The organism is Carboxydocella thermautotrophica, assembly GCA_003054495.1.
Taxonomy (GTDB): Bacteria; Bacillota.
The window spans coordinates 1,386,451-1,404,875 of record CP028514.1 but is presented as its reverse complement, the minus strand read 5'-3'; the positions used below and the strand labels follow the sequence as shown (position 1 = coordinate 1,404,875).

The window sequence follows — 18,425 nt, the reverse complement described above, 5'->3', positions numbered from 1 at the left end:
TCTACCACCTTAACAGGGTTAATAAAGCATTTATTGCTGCGGCAGCCATGGGACTGCCACCTTTAGTCCCTCGAACAGTTATAAAGGGAACTTGCCCCTGAGCAATCAATGCTTCTTTCGATTCAGCAGCACCGACAAAACCAACGGGAATTCCAATGATTAAGGCAGGGGCCGGAGCTCCTTTAGCTATTAAATCCAGCAAATGGAAAAGAGCAGTGGGCGCATTGCCAATAGCCACAATTTCTCCTGCCCACTCTGTTTTGGTAAGTTCAATTGCTGCCATGGCCCGAGTGATCCTTTTTTCTCTGGCCAACTGATGCACGTTGTTATCATGAATTAATGTTTTTACTTCAATATCATAGCGAGACAATTTTGCAGGGCTAATGCCTGATTTTACCATAGCTACATCAGTAATAATCCGTGTTTTTCTGGCAAAGCAAGCTTTTGCTGTAGTTATGGCTTGCGGATGGATAACAATTTCAGAGGCAATACCGAGGTCACCGGTTGCATGGATTAAGCGTCGGGCTATTACTTTTTCCTGCTCATTAAAATTGGATAAATCAACACTATTCTCAATGATTTCCATACTTTTTTGCTCAATTAATTCCGGTTGTTGTAAAAAAAAGTTATTATTCATTCTGCTTCAGCAATCCTTTCTGCCAGTACTTCCACTAAACGCCGATCTAACCCTAATGGTTTAGCCAATTTTATGGTTAGAAAGGGATATCTGCTTTGAGCATGTTTAATTTCTTCGGGAATATCTTCTTTAATATGCAGACCGTTAGTTAAAAACCAGGGGGCAATGACGATAGAAGTTACACCTTTTTCTACCAGGTGGTCAATGGCCTGCTGCAGACCTGTTAAGCCAGATTCACGATTCATCCAGGCCGGGACTACCAATTCTTTACCGGAAATCTTCTTAAATAAATCAACTACGTCGTACAAAAGCATGTTGGCATCATTAGCCACTGCTCTACTGCCATGTCCTAAAACTATTACTCCTTGCATGGGTTAATATCTCCTTTCTCAATTACACTTTTTAGTTCATTTAAATCAGTTATTATAGTTAAATTAAGTTGTGGCTTTTTTATAAGGATAAGGTGAATGCCAGCTTCTGTCACAGCCTGAATTTTATTTTGCAAACCGCCATTATAACCACTTTCCTTAGTTACCATTACATCAATTTTATAGCTCCTGATTATACTCAAATCTATTGCTGCCGGGACAGGGCCATACATAGCGAAGAGATTTTGCGGAGAAAAACCTGCATCCAGAGCTGTACTTATCGATTCAGGTACAGGGAGTACCCTGGCGTAAAGTTTCTTCGTTTGTAATAAGGGATGATTGACCCACTCATTCAGTCTCTTGACACCGATAGTCAGGAGAATGCAATTAAATTTACTGGCTTGTTTGATGGCTTCTTCCCAGTTATGGCAAACAATAATATATGGATTATTGTTGTTCAGCTCCACATCTTGGCGCTGGTAACGCAAGTAAGGAAGGTTCATTTTTCTTGCGATGTCTATTGCCAATTGATGGATTTGTTCTGCAAAGGGGTGGGTTGCATCCAGGATCATGTTGACTTTAAGTTTGTGAATTAGCTCCGTAAAGGTTATTTCATTTAATTTAGTTACGAGAATATTTTCAATACCTTCAGAAAGCAATTGTTTTCTTCCTAGCTCGGTAGTAGTAGTAACAACAAAAGGTACCGTATTTTTTTTTAGCCAAACGGCGGCTTCTTTAGCCTCAGTAGTTCCACCTAAAATTAAAATCACAGGTCATACCCCCGTGGGGTGATGATTTTGCCATCTTTTATAAAACTTTGGCTATTTCCCACTATTACAACGGACAACATATCAATTTCACAATTTGTAAATTCTTCTAAATTAGAAACAGTAATGTGTTGATCAGTACGGAAAGCATTTTTAACAATTCCTACGGGAGTGCTTGGGGGGCGGTATTTTAAAAGAATTTCTCTGGCTTTTTCAATGTGTTCTGTTCTCTCTCTACTCCTGGGGTTATAGAAGGCGATAACAAAATCAGCCTGAGCAGCAGCCTCAATTCGTTTAGTTATAACTTCCCAGGGTGTTAAAAGGTCACTTAAACTTATACTGCAGTGATCATGCATTAATGGAGCACCCAGAAGGGAAGCAGCAGCTATGGAAGCTGTAATACCTGGTATTACTGTAACTTGCAAAGATATATTGTCCTGAAATAAAAGCTGATAAATTAAACCTGCCATACCATAAACTCCGGCATCTCCACTGGAAATAACTGCCACTATTTCACCAGCCCGCGCCAGCCGAATCGCTGTCTGGCAGCGTTCTACTTCACCTCTCATACCGGTAGAAACCACTTTTTGCTGGTCTGTAAGCATATCTTTAATTAAATTAATATATGTTTTATATCCGACAATGTAGTTAGCCTTTTTTATCGCTTCCCAGGCAGAAAAGGTCATTTGTTCCTTATTACCTGGTCCAATTCCGATAATATAGATATGTCCGCTGCCAGAGCGAAGGTTGTTTGGGGATAACTGGTTTTGGGAATTATTAGTTTCGGCTTTTGACATGCCTTCATTGCTGCCGGTTCGCATATACAACCAACTCCTGTTGTTTTTTTGACAAAGGCAGAAAAATTTTGCTCTGACTCATAAGTTTTCAGTTCCTCAGCCTCAAAAAAATAAAGGGGTAAATTTAATTTTTGACTCAGTTCCCAAATAGCTGGTTCATTCTTTTTTAACGTAATTGAACAGAGAGCTTTAATTGCAGAAATGGCAATATTGCCGGAGGAAAGAAAACTTTGCAAATTGCGCCAGAGTTGATGAAAAGAAATATTTTTACGACAACCTATACCTAATGCAAAATAGGGTATACGCAATAACAATTGTTTGTCTGGATCAATTTCAGTTAGCTGGGAATTGGAAAAGATTAGATCTGCATTTATAAGATTGTCAGTATACTCATATCGTTCTGGAAGAGGTAGTGGTGTAGTTAGTAAACTTTTATTATCCCAGAAAACTTTTAAAGTTCCAGAGTTGGCAAGCGTTGAATTTAATTTCTTAGCCGGTTTTAAACTTTCAGGGTTCGCTTTAAGGAGCTTGATTAAATCTTCAATTGATGTGATGCCTTGAACATCAGTTGAGGTAGTTATAACCGGTGTAGCATTACTTAAACGAGCCAATTCTTTGGTAAGCCAATTAGCATTACCCCAGTGGCCACTCAGTAAACTAACTAGATATTGTCCTTTTTCATCCCCAACAATAACTGCCGGGTCATGCAGTTTAGACTTTAAACAGGGTGCTATACAGCGTACGACAATACCAGATGCCATAATAAAAACATGGGCATCCCATCTATCAAATTCCAGTTTGATTTTTTCTTTTAATGATGGCTGCATTACTTCTGGAAAAAAAGTAGCAACCTCAGTCTGCGGATAAGCTTTTTGCCAAAGTTGGGCCAGTAAAGAAGCTGTCTCCTGTCCACCTTTAGTCAGAGCCCAAAAAGAAATTTTTTTCATTGTCAAGATCCCTCTCTGAATGCGTGGGAGAAATTGGGGTGATAAAGCAAAGAACGATCAAACTCAGCATTAAGGAATTTTCCTACAAGGACTAAAGCTGTTTTGGTGATTTTTGCTTCTTTTACTAAAGCTGCAATATTAGATAAATTGCCTTTGACAATTTTTTCATCGGGCCAGGTTACGCGTTGTACGACTGCAACCGGAGTATCAGGGGGTAGATTAGCCTCTAAAAGTTCTGTTACGATTTGGTCGATGAGATGAACACTTAAAAAGATAGCGAGACTGGCACCATGACTGGCAAGGTTTGCCAGGCGTTCCTTTTCCGGTACGGGTGTTTTACCCCCTACCCTGGTTAAAATCAAAGTCTGGGTAACACCGGGTTTAGTAAATTCCTCTTTTAAAGCAGCAGCGGCTGCAAATACAGAGCTAACTCCTGGTACGATTTCAACTTCTAAACCTTTTTCTTCCCAGGCTTTAATCTGTTCCTGAATAGCTCCATACATCGAGGGGTCTCCGGTATGCAAGCGGACTACCAGCTGATCTGCAGAAGCTGATTGGAACACAACTTTGTTAATTTCTTCTAATGTCATACCGGCACTATCGTAGATTTTTACATTTTCTTTGCAATAATTTAACAGTTCCGGGTTCACCAGAGAACCGGCGTAAATCACTACATCTGCCCTTTTCAATAATTCCAGTCCTCGGATTGTAATCAAATCAACCGCACCGGGTCCGGCTCCTACGATATATACTTTCATAAGATTACTCCTTTGCCAGTAATATAACAGTCATGTATGGTAATGCCGAAATTTCCTCCAGTTCCGAAAGGGGATGAATTTTTTCATTTGCCTGTCCACAATAACTGATTATCCAACCCTGCCATGGCCCTGTTGCTTTTAATGCCTGTTTTATCCTGGGCAAATATTTTCCTACCTTCATTAATACAGCCCGGGATTGATTCACCAGCATTTCTGTTAAGTGTATTTCTTTATTCATGGGTATGATTATAAGTGGATGGTTTTTATCCGCCAGGCACCACTGAGTGCGTGAGGCAGCAGCAGCAAAGGATGTTATCCCTGGTATTATCTCTACTTTTAAATGAGGAATTAAAGTTTTTAATTCATAGTATAAATAGTAAAACGTACTGTATAAATTAACGTCACCCAGGGTAATAAACGCTACGTCCTCTCCTTGTTGTAGATAACTAGCTATCATCCGGGCATTTTCTTGCCAGGATTTAATTAAAACATCCTGTTGATTTAACATTGGCATAGTAAGTTCAATTACATTATGTTCTTTTGTCAGGTAAGGAGTAATTATTTCGCGGGCGACACTCTTATATTCCTCAGTAGCTTTGGGAGCAAAAATCACTTTGACTTTTTTAAGAGTATTCATTGCCTTAACGGTTATCAATTCCGGGTCACCAGGGCCAACACCTATTCCATATAAAACTGGAGTCATTTCAATCACTCTCCGATTTTTTTCTGCCTGATATGATAAAGCATGGATTTTGAACATCCCATAACTGGGAGCAGCCAGGTCCGGAACGCATTCTATTCACCTGTAGTTGAATCGCCTCAATTTCCTGATATTGATTACCATGGAAAAAATCCCAGGCCGTTGCTGCAGTTTTTAACTGAGTAGCGGAGATAACCAGCCTACCTGCAGGCAGTAGTCTCTCATGAACATACTCCAGGATTTTGTCCAGCTTGCCACCGTGTCCACCTATAATAACCCGATGAGGAGATGGCCAGGAATGGCATATCTCTGGCGCAAACCCTTGATAAAAATGAATATTATTACAATTAAAGCGCTGTTGATTGGCTTTTAGCAGCTGTTCACTCTCCGGGCGGGGATCTGCGGTATATACTTGACTACCTGGAGAGAATAGAGCTGCTTCGATGGTAATACTGCCTGTTCCTGTGCCAATTTCCCAAATTGTTAAACCGGGTTCCAGGTAGGACTTGGATATTATGAGCGCCCTGGTTTCGGCTTTGGTAATTGGTGGTTTACCAGTAATAAAAAGATGTTCAGGAATACCTGGAGACTGGTATGGCCAAAATTTTGAATTCTTTTGTGGAAGGTATGCTAACAAGATATCATTCTTAAAATCATCCAGATTAGCCAATTCTTCCAGATGAAAAATAACCAGCTCTTCATCTGGCAAAGTCAAGTTACGAGCCAGGATAAAATCAGCTTCTGACCAGCCGCGGAATTTAAGCTCGGTTGCCAGTTGCTGAGGTTTAATGCGTGGGTCTGTTAAAATCCCAATTTTACCTGATGAGGGTAAGGATTGCATAGCAGTGTGCAATTCCCGTCCATGAATACTAAACCACTTTACTTCTTCCCAGCTCCAGCCTAATTTAGCCAGGGCCCATTGGGCACTACTGATATTGGGGTAAACTTCAAGCTCAAATTCTGAACAATACTTTTTAATCGTGTTAAGAATACCAAAAAAACCAGGGTCGCCGGAAGCAACAATAACGATGTTTTGGTGTTGCAGATTTTTTAATTTGTTCAATACCTCTCTAAAATTCCTGTCAATTAACCATAAATCTGTTTTTTTCTCGAGGAAAGGCAATATCAAATCCAGCTGGCGCTTTCCTCCCAGAATGATGTCGGCAGTTTTAATTAAGTCTTTATATGCTGGGAAAATAAAAGCGGGATTACCAGGGCCCAAGCCCACTAACTTTATTGATGATTTTTGCTTTGTCATGTTGCTTCCCCCAATAGTAAACCGGCTTGTGAACTCCAGGCTACAGGTATGCCAGCCATATTTGTAATAATAACTTCTACCTGGGCCTCATTAAAAATATAATCTTCAGCTCTTTTTTTAGCTTCTGCTGCTATCTGCCATAAGACCTTTTCCCCGTTATGGGTTTTAAGCAGATCTATTATTTCTTCAGTGGTATTAGCAAGAAAGACTTTTCTAACTAATTCAGACGAAAACCCCAGAAGGGCAGTGTGACAGGCCAAAATCTCTTGTCTTGCATCAGCAATTTTTGAATGAGTGTAAAAAATTCCTCCTGCTAACTTAACCAATTTACCCAGGCTACCAAAAATAATAACTTTTTTAAAACCCATTCCAATGGCATGTTCCAGCATAAAACCAATAAAGTTACTGCTCAATATTATGGCATCCTCAGGAAAAGCTAAAAATTTCTCAGCGGCCTTTTGGCCTGCTCTGCCCGGCGTCAGGATTATTTCTTTGTACCCAGCTGCCCGGGCAATTTCCAGCTGAGGCAACAAGGATAGCTTAAATCGCTCTTCAGACATGGGCTCAACAATCCCGGTTGTTCCCAGTATGCTAATTCCACCAATAATCCCCAGTTTAGAATTCAATGTTTTCTCTGCCAGTTTTTCCCCTTCCGGTACATAAATAGTGATTTCTACCCCCTGCTTAATGCCAAGGGAGACCAGGGTCTTTTTAATATTATCCAGGATCATTTGTTTTGGTACAGGGTTTATGGCTGGCTCCCCTACGGCAACTTTCAATCCCGGTTTTGTTACGACGCCAACCCCTTTACCACCTTTGATAACAATATGACCCGACTCAATCAATCGTACACAAGCACCAATTATATGACCATGGGTAACATCAGGGTCATCACCTGCATCCTTAATTACTTCAGCCCAGCCAAAGTCAGTGCCAATACCACAGCTGGCAACAGGAATGTCAATCGTCTTTTGGTCTGGTAGAATTATTTTTATTTGCTGGGGATGTTTACCCGCTAGTGCCAGCAAGGCAGATACTGCAGCTGCCGTTGCGCAACTACCGGTAGTATAGCCTTTTTTCCCCGAAAAAAAGGACATATTTTTCTTCATAGTCCCTAAATCCCCTTATTATTTAGATAAGCAATTACATCATCTATTTTATTAAAAGCGTTTTCCTCTTGCTTAGATAAAACTATTAATGGTAAGCCTAACTCAAAAGCAGCTTTGGCCTTATTCTTTATCTCAGCATTATTTTCCTTAGCGACAATTACATCGGCTTTATAGGCTTGAAATAAAGCCTTGTTAAGTTTGGCAGAAAAAGGTCCCATCATGGCGATCAGGTTTTTGGGACTAATACCGTTTTTGAGGCACTTGTCAACCACTTTACTGTCGGGGATTACGCGAACAATAAATTGTTTTTCTTTTAGCGATGGGTGTTTTAATAAAAATTCCAGGTTATTGCTACCGGTTGTCAAAAAGATGTTACGACCAAAATTATTCAAGCTTGCCGCCAGTTGTTCCCAGGAATTAACTCGATGAAGCAGTTTATTATCTGGCAACAATGGCAGAGCATCACGATATTTAATGATCTCATAACCATTTCGCTGAAACCATTCCAGCAGAAAAAAAGGTGATTGAGAGAGCATAGGTCCGGAGTGATCGATAACTAACTTAATTTGATAGTTTGTCTTTAACCAGGGTAAATGCTCAAACATTTCCATTGCAGTAAAAGCATAATCGCTTCCATTAGCTAATGCCTGTTTTACTCCCAGGTCAGTAGCCGTTATTGTACAAAGGCAGTAACCGTGTTCCTTAAGTGGACGAATAAGTTTTTCCCCTGCTTTGGGCCCGGCAAAGATTACGATCATATCTCTCACGGCTCCGTTTATGAAAGATAAAAACAAAAACCCTGCCCGCTATAGGCAGGGTTAGCCTTCTTACCAACAACCTGCCTTTCCCTATCCTCCGTAGGTGAAGGCAAGTAGCAAGCAGGTCTCCTGGCTCAAGATCATCATCTGGTACGCCTTCCCGGTAATTGCCAGTGGCTAATTTGTACCAGACTCCCTTTCACAGTGGCGGGACCGCGTCAGATTTTCACTGACTTCCCTAAACTTGCTACACTTTTTTGTTGGCTTTATTATAACATTAGTCCTTTTCAATTGTCTATAAGGCAACAATAATTTTCTGAAAAATTAACACTCTCCGGCCGGAACGCCAAGATATTGGCTTACCACTTTCATGGCACAATAATCTCCGCACATAGTACAAACATCATCGCTTGAATTTAAAGGTGCTCGTTCCGAACGTATTTTTTCCGCTCTCTCCCGGTCGATTGCTACAACCATCTGTTCTTCCCAGTTTAATGATTTACGAGCCCTGGCCATGGCTAAATCCCATTCAGCCGCCCCTTTGACGCCTTTAGCCAGATCCCCTGCATGGGCGGCAATTCTGGCAGCGATTACTCCTTCCCGGACATCAGCGGCAGTGGGCAAGCGCAAATGTTCAGCAGGTGTAACATAGCATATAAAGTCAGCTCCTGCCGCCGAAGCCAGTGCGCCTCCTATAGCTGAAGTAATATGATCATAACCAGGCGCAATATCTGTAACCAGGGTTCCCAGGACAAAGTATGGGGCCTGATTGCTCAATTCTTTCTGTAACTGAATCGTAGAGTGGATATGATGTACTGGCACATGCCCGGGTCCTTCAATCATAACTTGAACCCCATACTCCCGGGCCCGGTCAACCAGTTCTCCAGCAATGATTAGGCCCTGAACCTGGGCACGATCTAAAGAATCATCTATACATCCAGGCCTAATGGCGTCACCAATACTGAGGACAACATCGTATTTTTTAGCTATTTCTAAAAGCCGATCAAACTGGGTATAGAGAGGATTTTCCGCCTGGTTGTGCAGCATCCAACCAGTTAAAAAGGCACCACCGCGACTAACTATATCCATTGTCCTTCCCTGTTTTTTCAGCCGGTTGACCACATCAAAATTCAGGGCACAATGGATAGCCATAAAATCTATCCCATCAGCAGCATGAGCCTCAATAGTAGCAAAGATATCTTCAGCTTTCATTTCGACAATACTACCGTATTTGGCGATTGCTTCTATTGCTGTTTGATAAATGGGCACAGAGCCAACAGGTAATTTGGTTTTAGCCAGGATTTCTTTCCGAATTCCATTGATATCCCCGCCAGTGCTCAAATCCATAATCGTGTCTGCACCGGCCTTTTCTGCAACCTGAAGTTTTTCCAGTTCCAGTTCCAGACTGGTGCTATCAGGGCTGGTTCCGACACTGGCATTCACCTTTGTTCTTAACCCTTTGCCGATGGCAACCGGATTACTATCTTTGCGGTTTTTGTTTTTCAATATAACAATCGTCCCTTCTGCTACTCCCTGGCGAATAAATTCAGGTGATACTTTTTCCTTTGCCGCAACATACTCCATTTCTTTGCTAATGATCCCCTGACGGGCCATTTCCAGTTGAGTCACTTCCCCTTCCTCCCTTTCTGAAGTCTATAATGATCGCCAAATCTAGCTGCTTTTTTTGCCGCTTCCACCCCTGCGTAAACGTGTTCTACAGTGGGAAAAGCAACATGTTCTGCTGGTGTAACATAACAGATAAAGTCGGCACCGGCAGCGACAGCCAATGCTCCCCCAATGGCACTGGTTAGATGATCATAACCAGGTGCAATATCAGTTACAATGGGGCCAAAAACGAAGTATGGACTATTGGAGGTCAATTTCTTCATTAAGTTAATTGTAGGATGGATATCCTGAATAGGAGTGTGACCAGGGCCTTTAACCTGGACTTGCACTCCAAAATCTCTTGCTCTTTTTACTAGATAACCTATTACAGCTAGTTCTGCTGTTTGAACTGTATCTAACGAATCATGGACACTGCCGGGACGAAAAGCATCAGCCAGGCTTAAAACTATGTCGTGTTTTTTCAGGATCTTCAATAGCTTATCATAGTGTTCGTATAATGGATTTTCCTTTTTATGCTCTAACATCCAGGCAGTTAGAAAAGTACCGCCATAACTTACAATCGGCTCTTGACGGTTTTGTTTCAAGTAAAGATCCAGGGTGAATTGATTTAAAGAACAATGAAAACCCATGAAAGAGATACCGTCTTCAGCCTGCTTTTCTATAGTTTCAAATAACTGACTCGCCGACATTTTCAGACAGGATCCATATTTTTCTCTCGCTTCGATTAATGCCTGGTAAAGAGGGAGAGTTCCGACAGGTAAAGATGTTTCCCGGATTAGATTTCGGCGAAACTCATCGCTTTGCTGAGAGGTTCCTCCACTGGACAAATCCATAATGGTATCGGCACCAGCTGCTTCTGCGCTTTTAAGTTTCTCAATTTCTTCTGTATGATTGATAAAATGTTTTAAGGTGCCTATACTAGCGTTTACTTTGGCTGATAAAGGATAGCCTACACCAACTGGTTTGATATTTTTATGATTACGATTATTCAGGATAACAATTTCTCCCCGGGCTATTCCCCGGGCTAGTTCTTCTTTTGTAATGTTTTCTTGGCTGGCAACAAACTCCATGGTTGACGTGATTTGGCCCTGTGAAGCATTTTCCAGAACGGACGTCATGGGCCAGTCACTCCAGCATCTGCGAAGGTAGCCATTTCATTAATGATTTTACAAGCGCCTTCAACAATATGCATTGCTAAAGCAGCACCTGTACCTTCACCCAGGCGCATATTTAGCAAGAGCATGGGTTTCAATCCCAATAATTCAAGGATCATTTTATGACCAGGTTCCTCTGAGGCATGGGAAGGAATCATATATTCAACACTCAGCGGAGCAATCCGTTGTGCTATTAGTGCTGCTGCGGAGGAGATAAACCCATCTATAATAATGGGTGTTTTATTGGCAGCAGCACCCAGGATCAAACCGGCCAATCCAGCAATTTCGTAACCACCTACTTTAGCTAAAACATCAATAGGATCATTTACATTGGGCTGGTTTACTTCGATTGCTTTCCTTATAGCATTTTGTTTATTTTTTAGGCCGGCCTCATCGATTCCTGTACCACGGCCACAAACATCTTCAACCTTTAGACCCCCAAATACAGCTAACAGCGCTGAACTTGGAGTAGTATTAGCAATGCCCATTTCTCCAGTTGCCAGCAGAGTATAACCCTGATTTTTTATTAGATCTTTTGCTATTTCAACCCCGGCTTCTAACGCCTTTACTGCTTGTTCATAAGTCATCGCCGGTTCGATGACCATATTACGGGTACCGTAATCTATTTTTCTGTTTATTACACCTGGCAGGTCTATATCTACTGCCACTCCCATATCCACTACAAACACATCTGCATTAGAATGGCGCGCTAAAACATTGATTCCTGCTCCACCCCGGATAAAATTGGCTACCATCTGGTATGTAACTTCAGAAGGGAAAGCACTTACTCCCTCGCTAGCTACACCATGGTCACCCGCCATAACAACCACACATTTTTTAGATATTTGGGGACGCGGATTTCCTGTAATGCCAGCTAGCTGTTTAGCTATACTTTCTAATCTTCCTAAACTCCCCAGTGGCTTGGTCAGAATATCCAGTCTTACCTGGGCTTGCTGCATCGCTTCAGTATTAAGGGGGACTATTGAACTGATGGTGCGCTTTAACAAATCCATTTTAACTACCTCCCTCAAATTTTATAAGATAAAATTAAAAATCCGCAGCATGAAACATGCCGCGGACTTTACCATCATCCACAGTTATCTGCTATAACAACAGGCAGGTCTCCTGGCTCTCGGATCATAACAATGCTACCGCCTTCCCAGCAATAGTAGCCAGTGGCATATTGGTAGTTGCTCCCCGATTACAGTGGCGGGACCGCTCAGGATTTGCACCTGATTCCCTATTCTCCTCTCAAAAGAGGCACCTGTTGTCATAATATTCAGCTATATTAATTACATTTATTCTACACCTTTTCAGGTTTTCCTGCTTTCATGAACAAAAATATTTAATAATATCCTTTTTCTTCTGTTGGTTTATTTATAATAATATGAAAATGTCCAATCCCATCCTGTAAATGATACTCGCGGCCACATTCAGGGCAAACTTCAGAATGTTCAAAGTCCAGGGCATGCAAACGCAAACCGCAAGTGCAAAAAATCTCTACATCCTTTATTAGTTTTCTAACTTCATCTTTTTTTAAGCTATCTACATTAAGACATACTTTTAGATTCACAATAATCCCACCTTGTTGTTTAGTTACTTATATTATAGCAAAAAACTTATGATTTTTTCCAGCTGATTGATATTTCGACACTCGAAAAAATAATGAAATAATGGCATAAAATCTTTTACCTGTGAGTCATCTTGATTCCAGCGCTCAATGGGTTCAGGATTTAAAAATATTGTTTTATTAAATTTACTGCATAGACCTCGCCAGTATTGGATACCAGCAGGCTGGTAATTGGTGCGACAATCACCAATTACTATTAATATACTATGGAAATAATGGTGATCAGATAGAAGATTACAAATTTGCTGTCCGACTAAAGCGTAATTACTAAACCCGCTAATAGACGCCTGACTATTGAAAAGTTCGGTAATTAATTCTTTAGACATTCTTTCCTGTGCAAGCAAATGGGAAATTTCTGCTACCTGATCCACAAACACAAAGGCTTTAACATTTTTAAAAACATTATAAATCCCTTGAACAAGCTGTAGTAAAAACAAGGCGTATGGACTAACTGAGCCAGAAATATCGCAAAGAACGTATAGATTTGTCTTAGTAATTTTGGGCTTTTTATAATATAAATGATAGGGGAGAAAATTGTGTCTTATTGAAGTCGAAAAAGTTTTTTTAAAGTCAAAAAGTCCTGACTTGGCACGTATCCAGCGCCTGCTTTTTTTCATTGCCAGGTATCTTGTAAGTTTTTGAATGTGTTGCTCAATTACCATTTGTTCTTTTGTATCAAGTGATCCCAGGTCCTTGTTCACTAACATGTTTTCTTTTATAAAATCTTTTTTATTTTCTATACTTAGTTTGTTATACCAAAATTTTTTTACCTCGTTCTCAAAAATCTCTCGTGCACTTTCTAAATTAATTATTAATTGGGGATCTTCAGTTTTTAAGAGCTTGTTCTCAGTAATTTTCCATTCCAAAAAAACTTTTATCTTTTTATTAAATTCTTCGTAGCTAAGATTAAGATTTTTTTCTGAAATATAGTCCAATGACTTACTTATAATCCGCTTTAAACTATTCATATCTCCGAGAACAATATACTGAAATAGCTTTTCTTTAAAAGCTTCGGGTTGACCATATTCACTACTTGTAAATTCTCTATCACCGACAATATTTCCAACTGGAAGTTCTGAAGATTTATAAAATAGTATAGTTTCAAGCATCTTGGCCTGTATATCATCTTTAACCAGCGTAATGTAAAGTAAATCTTTCAAATTCCATTCTGTAGATGGGATAATTGTTAGTGCCTGTAAGAAATCACAAACTTCATCAGTACAAACTGGATAACCGTATTCGCGCAACTCATTAATTATTTGGAGTATTTTCCTCACTATCATAGGAGTGAGGCCACCTTTGGCATGATTGTCTTGATATCTTCTTCATATTTTAGTAATACGCATAATGATTGCTGAACCCAGTCTATGTTAAGGTCTTTTTGGCCGCTTACAAGGGCAGATTGGGCCCACTCTATTACTTCAGCTATACTAGGTGATTTCTTGATCTTTTGTTTTCTGATATTACTGGTAAAAGTGATAATTTTTTCAGCCAATATTTTATCCAGATCAGGCAATTTTTTTAGAATTATTTCTAACTCTCTTTCCTTGTCAGGATAATCAATGTAAAGATGGAGACAACGTCGTTTTAATGCTTCACTGAATGCTCTTGTGTTATTGCTGGTTAACAAAACAAAAGGAATATGTTTGGCTTTGATAGTACCGATTTCGGGAATGGTAACTTGATATTCAGCCAGTGCTTCTAGCAGGAAACTTTCGAATTCCTGGTCGCTTTTATCAATCTCATCAATTAACAGAACTACTGGCTTTTCAGCAGTTAATGCCTGCAAAATTGGGCGGGCTAGATAAAATTCTTCACTAAAAATATTCTTCTTAATATCCTGCCAGTTAGAACCCTGATTCACCAATGTCTGAATGTATAAAAGTTGTTTTTGATAATTCCATTCAAATAATGCTTTGCTTTCATCTAGCCCTTCATAGCACTGGAGGCGAATGAGAGGCCTGTTTAAACTTTTAGAGATAACTTTGGCCAATTCAGTTTTGCCTACCCCTGCAGGGCCCTCAACCAATAATGGTTTTTTTAACTTTAAAGCCAGAAAAACTGCCATTACTGTACGGTCATCAGGACAGTAGTTATTTTCAATAAATAACTGTTTGAGTTGGTCTAAACTGTTTACCATTTTCTCCCCTCTTCCCTTTATCTCTATAAATAAAATTTGGTAAACATTACTCTTAAAAAAGCATCAATAAAAATAGTTAAGATGGTTGTGGCAGCAGGCCAGTAAGGGCGCCATTTCCAGTAAAGCATATGCAATACTGCAGCATTAAATAAAATATCCACAATCGAGACCAGCATAATATTTTCCCAAAAAACTTTTTCAGTAGTCAGGTTATAGAAACCAGTAAATAATATGCTTAAAATTGAAAATAGAAGTCCTAACATGGTAAGGTTTTTAAGAGAAGGTACCATTTCTGTAGTAGTCATTTGACCAGTTAAAAACTTAAATCCCTGAAAGGCTGCAAATATATACCACATAATGGCCAGAGCTGTTACAGCTAACTGGGAATAAAATAGCAATTCTTGCAAGAACATTCGCCTCCACAATTATAATCTCAACATAATATAATTCTCGATAAAACCAGCAAAATCCTGCTGGTAATGTTAAGAGGTCTGGAACAAACTCCAGACCTCTATTGTTTACAAACTATAATTAGGTGCCTCTTTTGTAATAATCACATCATGGGGATGACTTTCTCTCAAACCAGCACTAGTAATTCGTATAAATTTTGTTTTAGTCTTCAGTTCTTGTATATTACGTACTCCACAGTAGCCCATACCAGCTCGCAAACCGCCTATTAATTGATAAACGGTTTCAGCAAGGGGACCTTTATAGGGTACACGGCCTTCAATTCCTTCTGGAACCAGTTTTTGCTCATTCTCTTGAAAATATCTATCTTTGGAGCCATCTTTCATAGCTCCGATTGAGCCCATGCCACGATAAACCTTAAAACTGCGTCCCTGATAAATTTCCATTTCCCCAGGACTTTCTTCCGTACCAGCAAACAGACTGCCTATCATGACTACATCAGCACCAGCAGCAATGGCTTTTGTGATATCTCCAGAGTACTTTATCCCACCATCTGCGATAATGGGAATATTATATTTAGCTGCCTCTCTAGCACAATCATAAATGGCGGTAATTTGCGGAACGCCAATGCCTGCTACAACCCTGGTAGTACAAATGGAACCGGGACCAATACCCACCTTAATGGCATCAGCACCAGCTTCAATTAGGTCTCTTGTAGCCTCGGCAGTTGCCACATTACCTGCGATAATATTTAGTTCGGGGTATTTTTGTCTTATCCGTTTTACTGTTTCTATAACACCTCGAGAATGACCATGAGCAGTATCAACTACAATGGCATCTACCTTTGCAGCTACTAAAGCTTCTACCCGCTCATCAGTATCCTTGGCTACACCTACCGCAGCTGCAACTAAGAGCCGTCCCCTTTGATCCTTTGCAGCATTGGGATACTGTCTGGCTTTTTCAATATCCTTTATAGTTATTAAACCCTTTAACATAAAGTTTTCATCAACAATAGGGAGTTTTTCTACCTTGTGTTTTTGTAATATTTCTTTCGCTTCTTCTAAGGTTGTACCTATCGGAGCGGTAACAAGATTTTCTTTTGTCATAACGTCCTCAATAGGTAAAGTATAATCTTTTACAAACCGTAAATCTCGGTTAGTCAAAATACCGACAAGTTTGCCCTGCAAAGTAATAGGAACTCCTGAAATTCTATATCTCTCCATCAATTCCAGGGCATCTCTGATGGGATGTTGAGGTGACAAATAGATTGGATCAGTAATTACTCCGTGTTCCGAACGTTTAACCCGATCTACCTCCAGGGCCTGACGCTCAATTGACATGTTTTTATGAATTACACCAATGCCTCCTTCACGGGCAATGGCGATGGCCAGGCGGGCTTCAGTAACTGTGTCCATGCCAGCACTCATCAGAGGAATATTTAGTTTGATATTTTTTGTCAGGTATGTAGAGGTATCTACATCCCTGGGTAATACTTCGGACTTAGCTGGTATTAATAATACATCATCAAAGGTAAGTCCTTCCTTAAGGAATTTGTCTTCCATATCTAATTCTCCTTTCTTTAGTTTATAATTCGATTCGACCTAAATATTTCCCATTATTATAGCACAATCATAATAGTACGCCAAGAAAAAAATGCCCAATTCGGGCATTAAATTTGTTCCAGGTGACTGGTGTCATTTACCAGGCTAATTATATAACGGTCATTATATGCATCGATAATATTAAGAGCGGTGTTGTCCTGTCGGATATTCCAGAACAGATTAAGATTCATTTGTAAAGCACGGGCTAAGATTAAACGAATGGTACCACCATGGGAGGCAATTAGAATCATATCATCGTCCCTGTGCTGACACAGGATTTGTTGTAAAGCCTTCCATGCCCTGTCTGCTACTTGTGAAACACTTTCACCTTGCGGTATAACGACATTAACAGGGTCCCGTTGCCATGCATTCCAAACGTCAGGAAATTGTGCTGCTATCTCCTTATAGGTTAATCCTTCCCAAGCGCCAAACTTCGTTTCTCTAAATCCATTACATAACACTACAGGTTTTTGATGATACCTGGCAATAATCTGGGCTGTTTCTTGCGCTCGGGACAAATCACTGGCATAAAAGGCAGTTATCGGCCAGTTTTTTAGTCGTAATGCTAATCTTTCTGCTTGCTGGCGTCCAATTTCACTCAACGGGATGTCAGTATGTCCCTGGTAGCGTAATTGATTGTTCCAGATTGTTTCACCATGTCTTACCAGTAAGACTTTCGGCACTTTTTTTCACCTCAGTAATTATTTCTTGCATAGTTAAAATTAATGCCCGATTTTCCGCTTCTGTTCTTATAGCAACACGACAATAATATTCATTTAGTCCACGAAAGTTCTGGCAGTTGCGAATTAGAAAACCGGCATCTCTAATTTTTTGTTCTACATCTGAGACAGGTACTGGCAACTCCAGGAGAACATAGTTGGCCTGTGGTAACCAAAAATTTACACCCGCTGGTACCAGATAGTCCTCTATTAATTCAATCATTGCTTCACGCCTTTTTTTGGCTAGTTTTCTACTAATAGCCTCGTAAGCAGAATCCTGTAAAGCTGCTGCTCCTGCTACCTGGGCCAATAAGTTAACATTCCAGGGGTCCTTATGAAATTTCAAAGAGGATATCATCTCTTTATTAGCCAGTAAAATTCCCAGTCTTAGACCTGGTATGGCATAAAATTTTGTAAGTGAATAGCTTATAAATAGATTAGGCCATTGATAGAAATCTTGTATAAAAGATGATTTTTCAGGTTCATCGACAAAGTCAATAAAGGCCTCATCAATCAAGACATTTACATTTTTAGAATAAGCACGATCAATCACTGGTAAAAGTCTCTGCTTCTCCCAGAGAAATCCTGTAGGGTTGTTAGGATTGGTAATTACTAACAGGTCTCCAGGGTTTGCTTCAGCTATTATCTCAAGCCAGTCTATATCCCAGTTATTTTCTTTTGCAAATGACCAGAACCGTATTTCCGCATCAGCTGCTAAAGCAGCACCTTCATACTCACAAAAAGAAGGAATAGGAAGATGAATGGTGCCTGGTTTTAGATATTTGAACAATAAATAAAAAAGTTCAGCGGCGCCATTTCCCCACAAACAGTAACCCGGATCCAGGTTGTTTTTTTTACAAAAAATTTGAGTTAATTCTGTGCATTCAGGATCAGGGTAATGAACTAATAAATTAAGATTGTCTTTAATTGCTGCTACTACGTTTGGAGATAACCCTTCGGGGTTTATATTGGCAGAAAAATCGATAACTTTTCTGAATCGCCAAATGTTACCGCCATGGTGACGTATAAATTTTTCTTTCAACCTACT

At 40.0% G+C, this 18,425-nt stretch carries 20 protein-coding genes and 2 riboswitches; all 20 genes read right to left on the bottom strand.

Annotated features, from left to right (window positions below; all coding sequences use genetic code 11):
* Position 1: 1 nt before the first annotated feature.
* The gene (locus CTH_RS07090; RefSeq protein ID WP_107753414.1) at positions 2-637 is read right to left on the bottom strand and encodes a precorrin-8X methylmutase; all 636 of its coding nucleotides are present in this window, start codon (positions 635-637) and stop codon (positions 2-4) included.
* Positions 634-1,008 carry a sirohydrochlorin chelatase gene (locus tag CTH_RS07085; RefSeq protein WP_078664434.1) on the bottom strand — a complete coding sequence of 125 codons (375 nt, stop codon included), beginning with the start codon at positions 1,006-1,008 and terminating at the stop codon, positions 634-636. The genes CTH_RS07090 and CTH_RS07085 overlap by 4 nt, the downstream gene beginning before the upstream one ends.
* Positions 996-1,775: a precorrin-6A reductase gene (cobK, locus tag CTH_RS07080; protein WP_078664433.1), complete on the bottom strand. Its 780-nt coding sequence runs from the start codon at positions 1,773-1,775 to the stop codon at positions 996-998. The genes CTH_RS07085 and cobK overlap by 13 nt, the downstream gene beginning before the upstream one ends.
* On the bottom strand, positions 1,772-2,458 hold the full coding sequence (cobJ, locus tag CTH_RS07075) for a precorrin-3B C(17)-methyltransferase (protein WP_242952029.1): 687 nt from the start codon (positions 2,456-2,458) through the stop codon (positions 1,772-1,774). The genes cobK and cobJ overlap by 4 nt, the downstream gene beginning before the upstream one ends.
* On the bottom strand, positions 2,455-3,516 hold the full coding sequence (locus tag CTH_RS07070; RefSeq protein ID WP_107753410.1) for a cobalt-precorrin 5A hydrolase: 1,062 nt from the start codon (positions 3,514-3,516) through the stop codon (positions 2,455-2,457). The genes cobJ and CTH_RS07070 overlap by 4 nt, the downstream gene beginning before the upstream one ends.
* A gap of 2 nt (positions 3,517-3,518) precedes the next feature.
* Complete coding sequence (gene cobM, locus CTH_RS07065; RefSeq protein WP_079932924.1) at positions 3,519-4,274, bottom strand: precorrin-4 C(11)-methyltransferase; 756 nt, start codon at positions 4,272-4,274, stop codon at positions 3,519-3,521.
* Between the two features lie 4 nt (positions 4,275-4,278).
* Entirely contained in the window at positions 4,279-4,977 is a 699-nt protein-coding gene (gene cobI, locus CTH_RS07060) for a precorrin-2 C(20)-methyltransferase (protein ID WP_159073834.1), read from the bottom strand.
* A 1-nt stretch (position 4,978) separates the two neighbouring features.
* On the bottom strand, positions 4,979-6,232 hold the full coding sequence (gene cbiE / locus CTH_RS07055; protein WP_078664428.1) for a precorrin-6y C5,15-methyltransferase (decarboxylating) subunit CbiE: 1,254 nt from the start codon (positions 6,230-6,232) through the stop codon (positions 4,979-4,981).
* Positions 6,229-7,341, bottom strand: a complete 1,113-nt coding sequence (cbiD, locus tag CTH_RS07050; protein WP_078664427.1) for a cobalt-precorrin-5B (C(1))-methyltransferase CbiD — start codon at positions 7,339-7,341, stop codon at positions 6,229-6,231. The genes cbiE and cbiD overlap by 4 nt, the downstream gene beginning before the upstream one ends.
* Before the next feature lie 5 nt (positions 7,342-7,346).
* On the bottom strand, positions 7,347-8,099 hold the full coding sequence (locus CTH_RS07045; protein ID WP_078664426.1) for a precorrin-6A/cobalt-precorrin-6A reductase: 753 nt from the start codon (positions 8,097-8,099) through the stop codon (positions 7,347-7,349).
* A 102-nt stretch (positions 8,100-8,201) separates the two neighbouring features.
* Positions 8,202-8,362, bottom strand: a riboswitch (cobalamin riboswitch).
* Between the two features lie 61 nt (positions 8,363-8,423).
* Entirely contained in the window at positions 8,424-9,728 is a 1,305-nt protein-coding gene (gene bzaB, locus CTH_RS07040) for a B12 lower ligand biosynthesis ThiC-like protein BzaB (RefSeq protein ID WP_078664425.1), read from the bottom strand.
* Positions 9,725-10,843: a phosphomethylpyrimidine synthase ThiC gene (gene thiC, locus CTH_RS07035; protein ID WP_078664424.1), complete on the bottom strand. Its 1,119-nt coding sequence runs from the start codon at positions 10,841-10,843 to the stop codon at positions 9,725-9,727. Before thiC ends, bzaB begins: the two co-directional genes overlap by 4 nt.
* Positions 10,840-11,892 (bottom strand): nicotinate-nucleotide--dimethylbenzimidazole phosphoribosyltransferase, encoded by a 1,053-nt coding sequence (cobT, locus tag CTH_RS07030; RefSeq protein ID WP_078664423.1) that lies wholly within the window; start codon positions 11,890-11,892, stop codon positions 10,840-10,842. The genes thiC and cobT overlap by 4 nt, the downstream gene beginning before the upstream one ends.
* A gap of 85 nt (positions 11,893-11,977) precedes the next feature.
* Positions 11,978-12,162, bottom strand: a riboswitch (cobalamin riboswitch).
* A 62-nt stretch (positions 12,163-12,224) separates the two neighbouring features.
* The gene (locus tag CTH_RS07025) at positions 12,225-12,452 is read right to left on the bottom strand and encodes a hypothetical protein (protein ID WP_078664422.1); all 228 of its coding nucleotides are present in this window, start codon (positions 12,450-12,452) and stop codon (positions 12,225-12,227) included.
* A 32-nt stretch (positions 12,453-12,484) separates the two neighbouring features.
* Positions 12,485-13,792, bottom strand: a complete 1,308-nt coding sequence (locus CTH_RS07020; RefSeq protein ID WP_079906866.1) for a VWA domain-containing protein — start codon at positions 13,790-13,792, stop codon at positions 12,485-12,487.
* Positions 13,789-14,649 (bottom strand): AAA family ATPase, encoded by an 861-nt coding sequence (locus tag CTH_RS07015; RefSeq protein WP_078664420.1) that lies wholly within the window; start codon positions 14,647-14,649, stop codon positions 13,789-13,791. Before CTH_RS07015 ends, CTH_RS07020 begins: the two co-directional genes overlap by 4 nt.
* 23 nt (positions 14,650-14,672) lie before the next feature.
* Positions 14,673-15,056, bottom strand: coding sequence for a hypothetical protein (locus CTH_RS07010; RefSeq protein WP_078664419.1), 384 nt, complete (start codon positions 15,054-15,056; stop codon positions 14,673-14,675).
* 111 nt (positions 15,057-15,167) lie between these two features.
* Positions 15,168-16,619 (bottom strand): IMP dehydrogenase, encoded by a 1,452-nt coding sequence (gene guaB / locus CTH_RS07005; protein ID WP_107753406.1) that lies wholly within the window; start codon positions 16,617-16,619, stop codon positions 15,168-15,170.
* Positions 16,620-16,726: 107 nt separating this feature from the next.
* Positions 16,727-17,341, bottom strand: a complete 615-nt coding sequence (gene cobC / locus CTH_RS07000) for an alpha-ribazole phosphatase (protein ID WP_078664417.1) — start codon at positions 17,339-17,341, stop codon at positions 16,727-16,729.
* On the bottom strand, positions 17,310-18,419 hold the full coding sequence (locus CTH_RS06995) for a pyridoxal phosphate-dependent aminotransferase (protein ID WP_159071871.1): 1,110 nt from the start codon (positions 18,417-18,419) through the stop codon (positions 17,310-17,312). The genes cobC and CTH_RS06995 overlap by 32 nt, the downstream gene beginning before the upstream one ends.
* Positions 18,420-18,425 lie beyond the last annotated feature (6 nt).

Coding starts and splice junctions, on each gene's coding strand:
- CTH_RS07085 (WP_078664434.1), bottom strand. CDS start 1,008: ATGCAAGGAGTAATAGTTTTAGGACATGGCAGTAGAGCAGTGGCTAAT.
- cobI (WP_159073834.1), bottom strand. CDS start 4,977: ATGACTCCAGTTTTATATGGAATAGGTGTTGGCCCTGGTGACCCGGAA.
- CTH_RS07045 (WP_078664426.1), bottom strand. CDS start 8,099: ATGATCGTAATCTTTGCCGGGCCCAAAGCAGGGGAAAAACTTATTCGT.
- CTH_RS07020 (WP_079906866.1), bottom strand. CDS start 13,792: ATGATAGTGAGGAAAATACTCCAAATAATTAATGAGTTGCGCGAATAC.
- CTH_RS07090 (WP_107753414.1), bottom strand. CDS start 637: ATGAATAATAACTTTTTTTTACAACAACCGGAATTAATTGAGCAAAAA.
- CTH_RS07015 (WP_078664420.1), bottom strand. CDS start 14,649: ATGGTAAACAGTTTAGACCAACTCAAACAGTTATTTATTGAAAATAAC.
- CTH_RS07070 (WP_107753410.1), bottom strand. CDS start 3,516: ATGAAAAAAATTTCTTTTTGGGCTCTGACTAAAGGTGGACAGGAGACA.
- guaB (WP_107753406.1), bottom strand. CDS start 16,619: ATGGAAGACAAATTCCTTAAGGAAGGACTTACCTTTGATGATGTATTA.
- cbiD (WP_078664427.1), bottom strand. CDS start 7,341: ATGAAGAAAAATATGTCCTTTTTTTCGGGGAAAAAAGGCTATACTACC.
- cobT (WP_078664423.1), bottom strand. CDS start 11,892: ATGGATTTGTTAAAGCGCACCATCAGTTCAATAGTCCCCCTTAATACT.
- cbiE (WP_078664428.1), bottom strand. CDS start 6,232: ATGACAAAGCAAAAATCATCAATAAAGTTAGTGGGCTTGGGCCCTGGT.
- thiC (WP_078664424.1), bottom strand. CDS start 10,843: ATGACGTCCGTTCTGGAAAATGCTTCACAGGGCCAAATCACGTCAACC.
- cobM (WP_079932924.1), bottom strand. CDS start 4,274: ATGAAAGTATATATCGTAGGAGCCGGACCCGGTGCGGTTGATTTGATT.
- cobJ (WP_242952029.1), bottom strand. CDS start 2,458: ATGACCTTTTCTGCCTGGGAAGCGATAAAAAAGGCTAACTACATTGTC.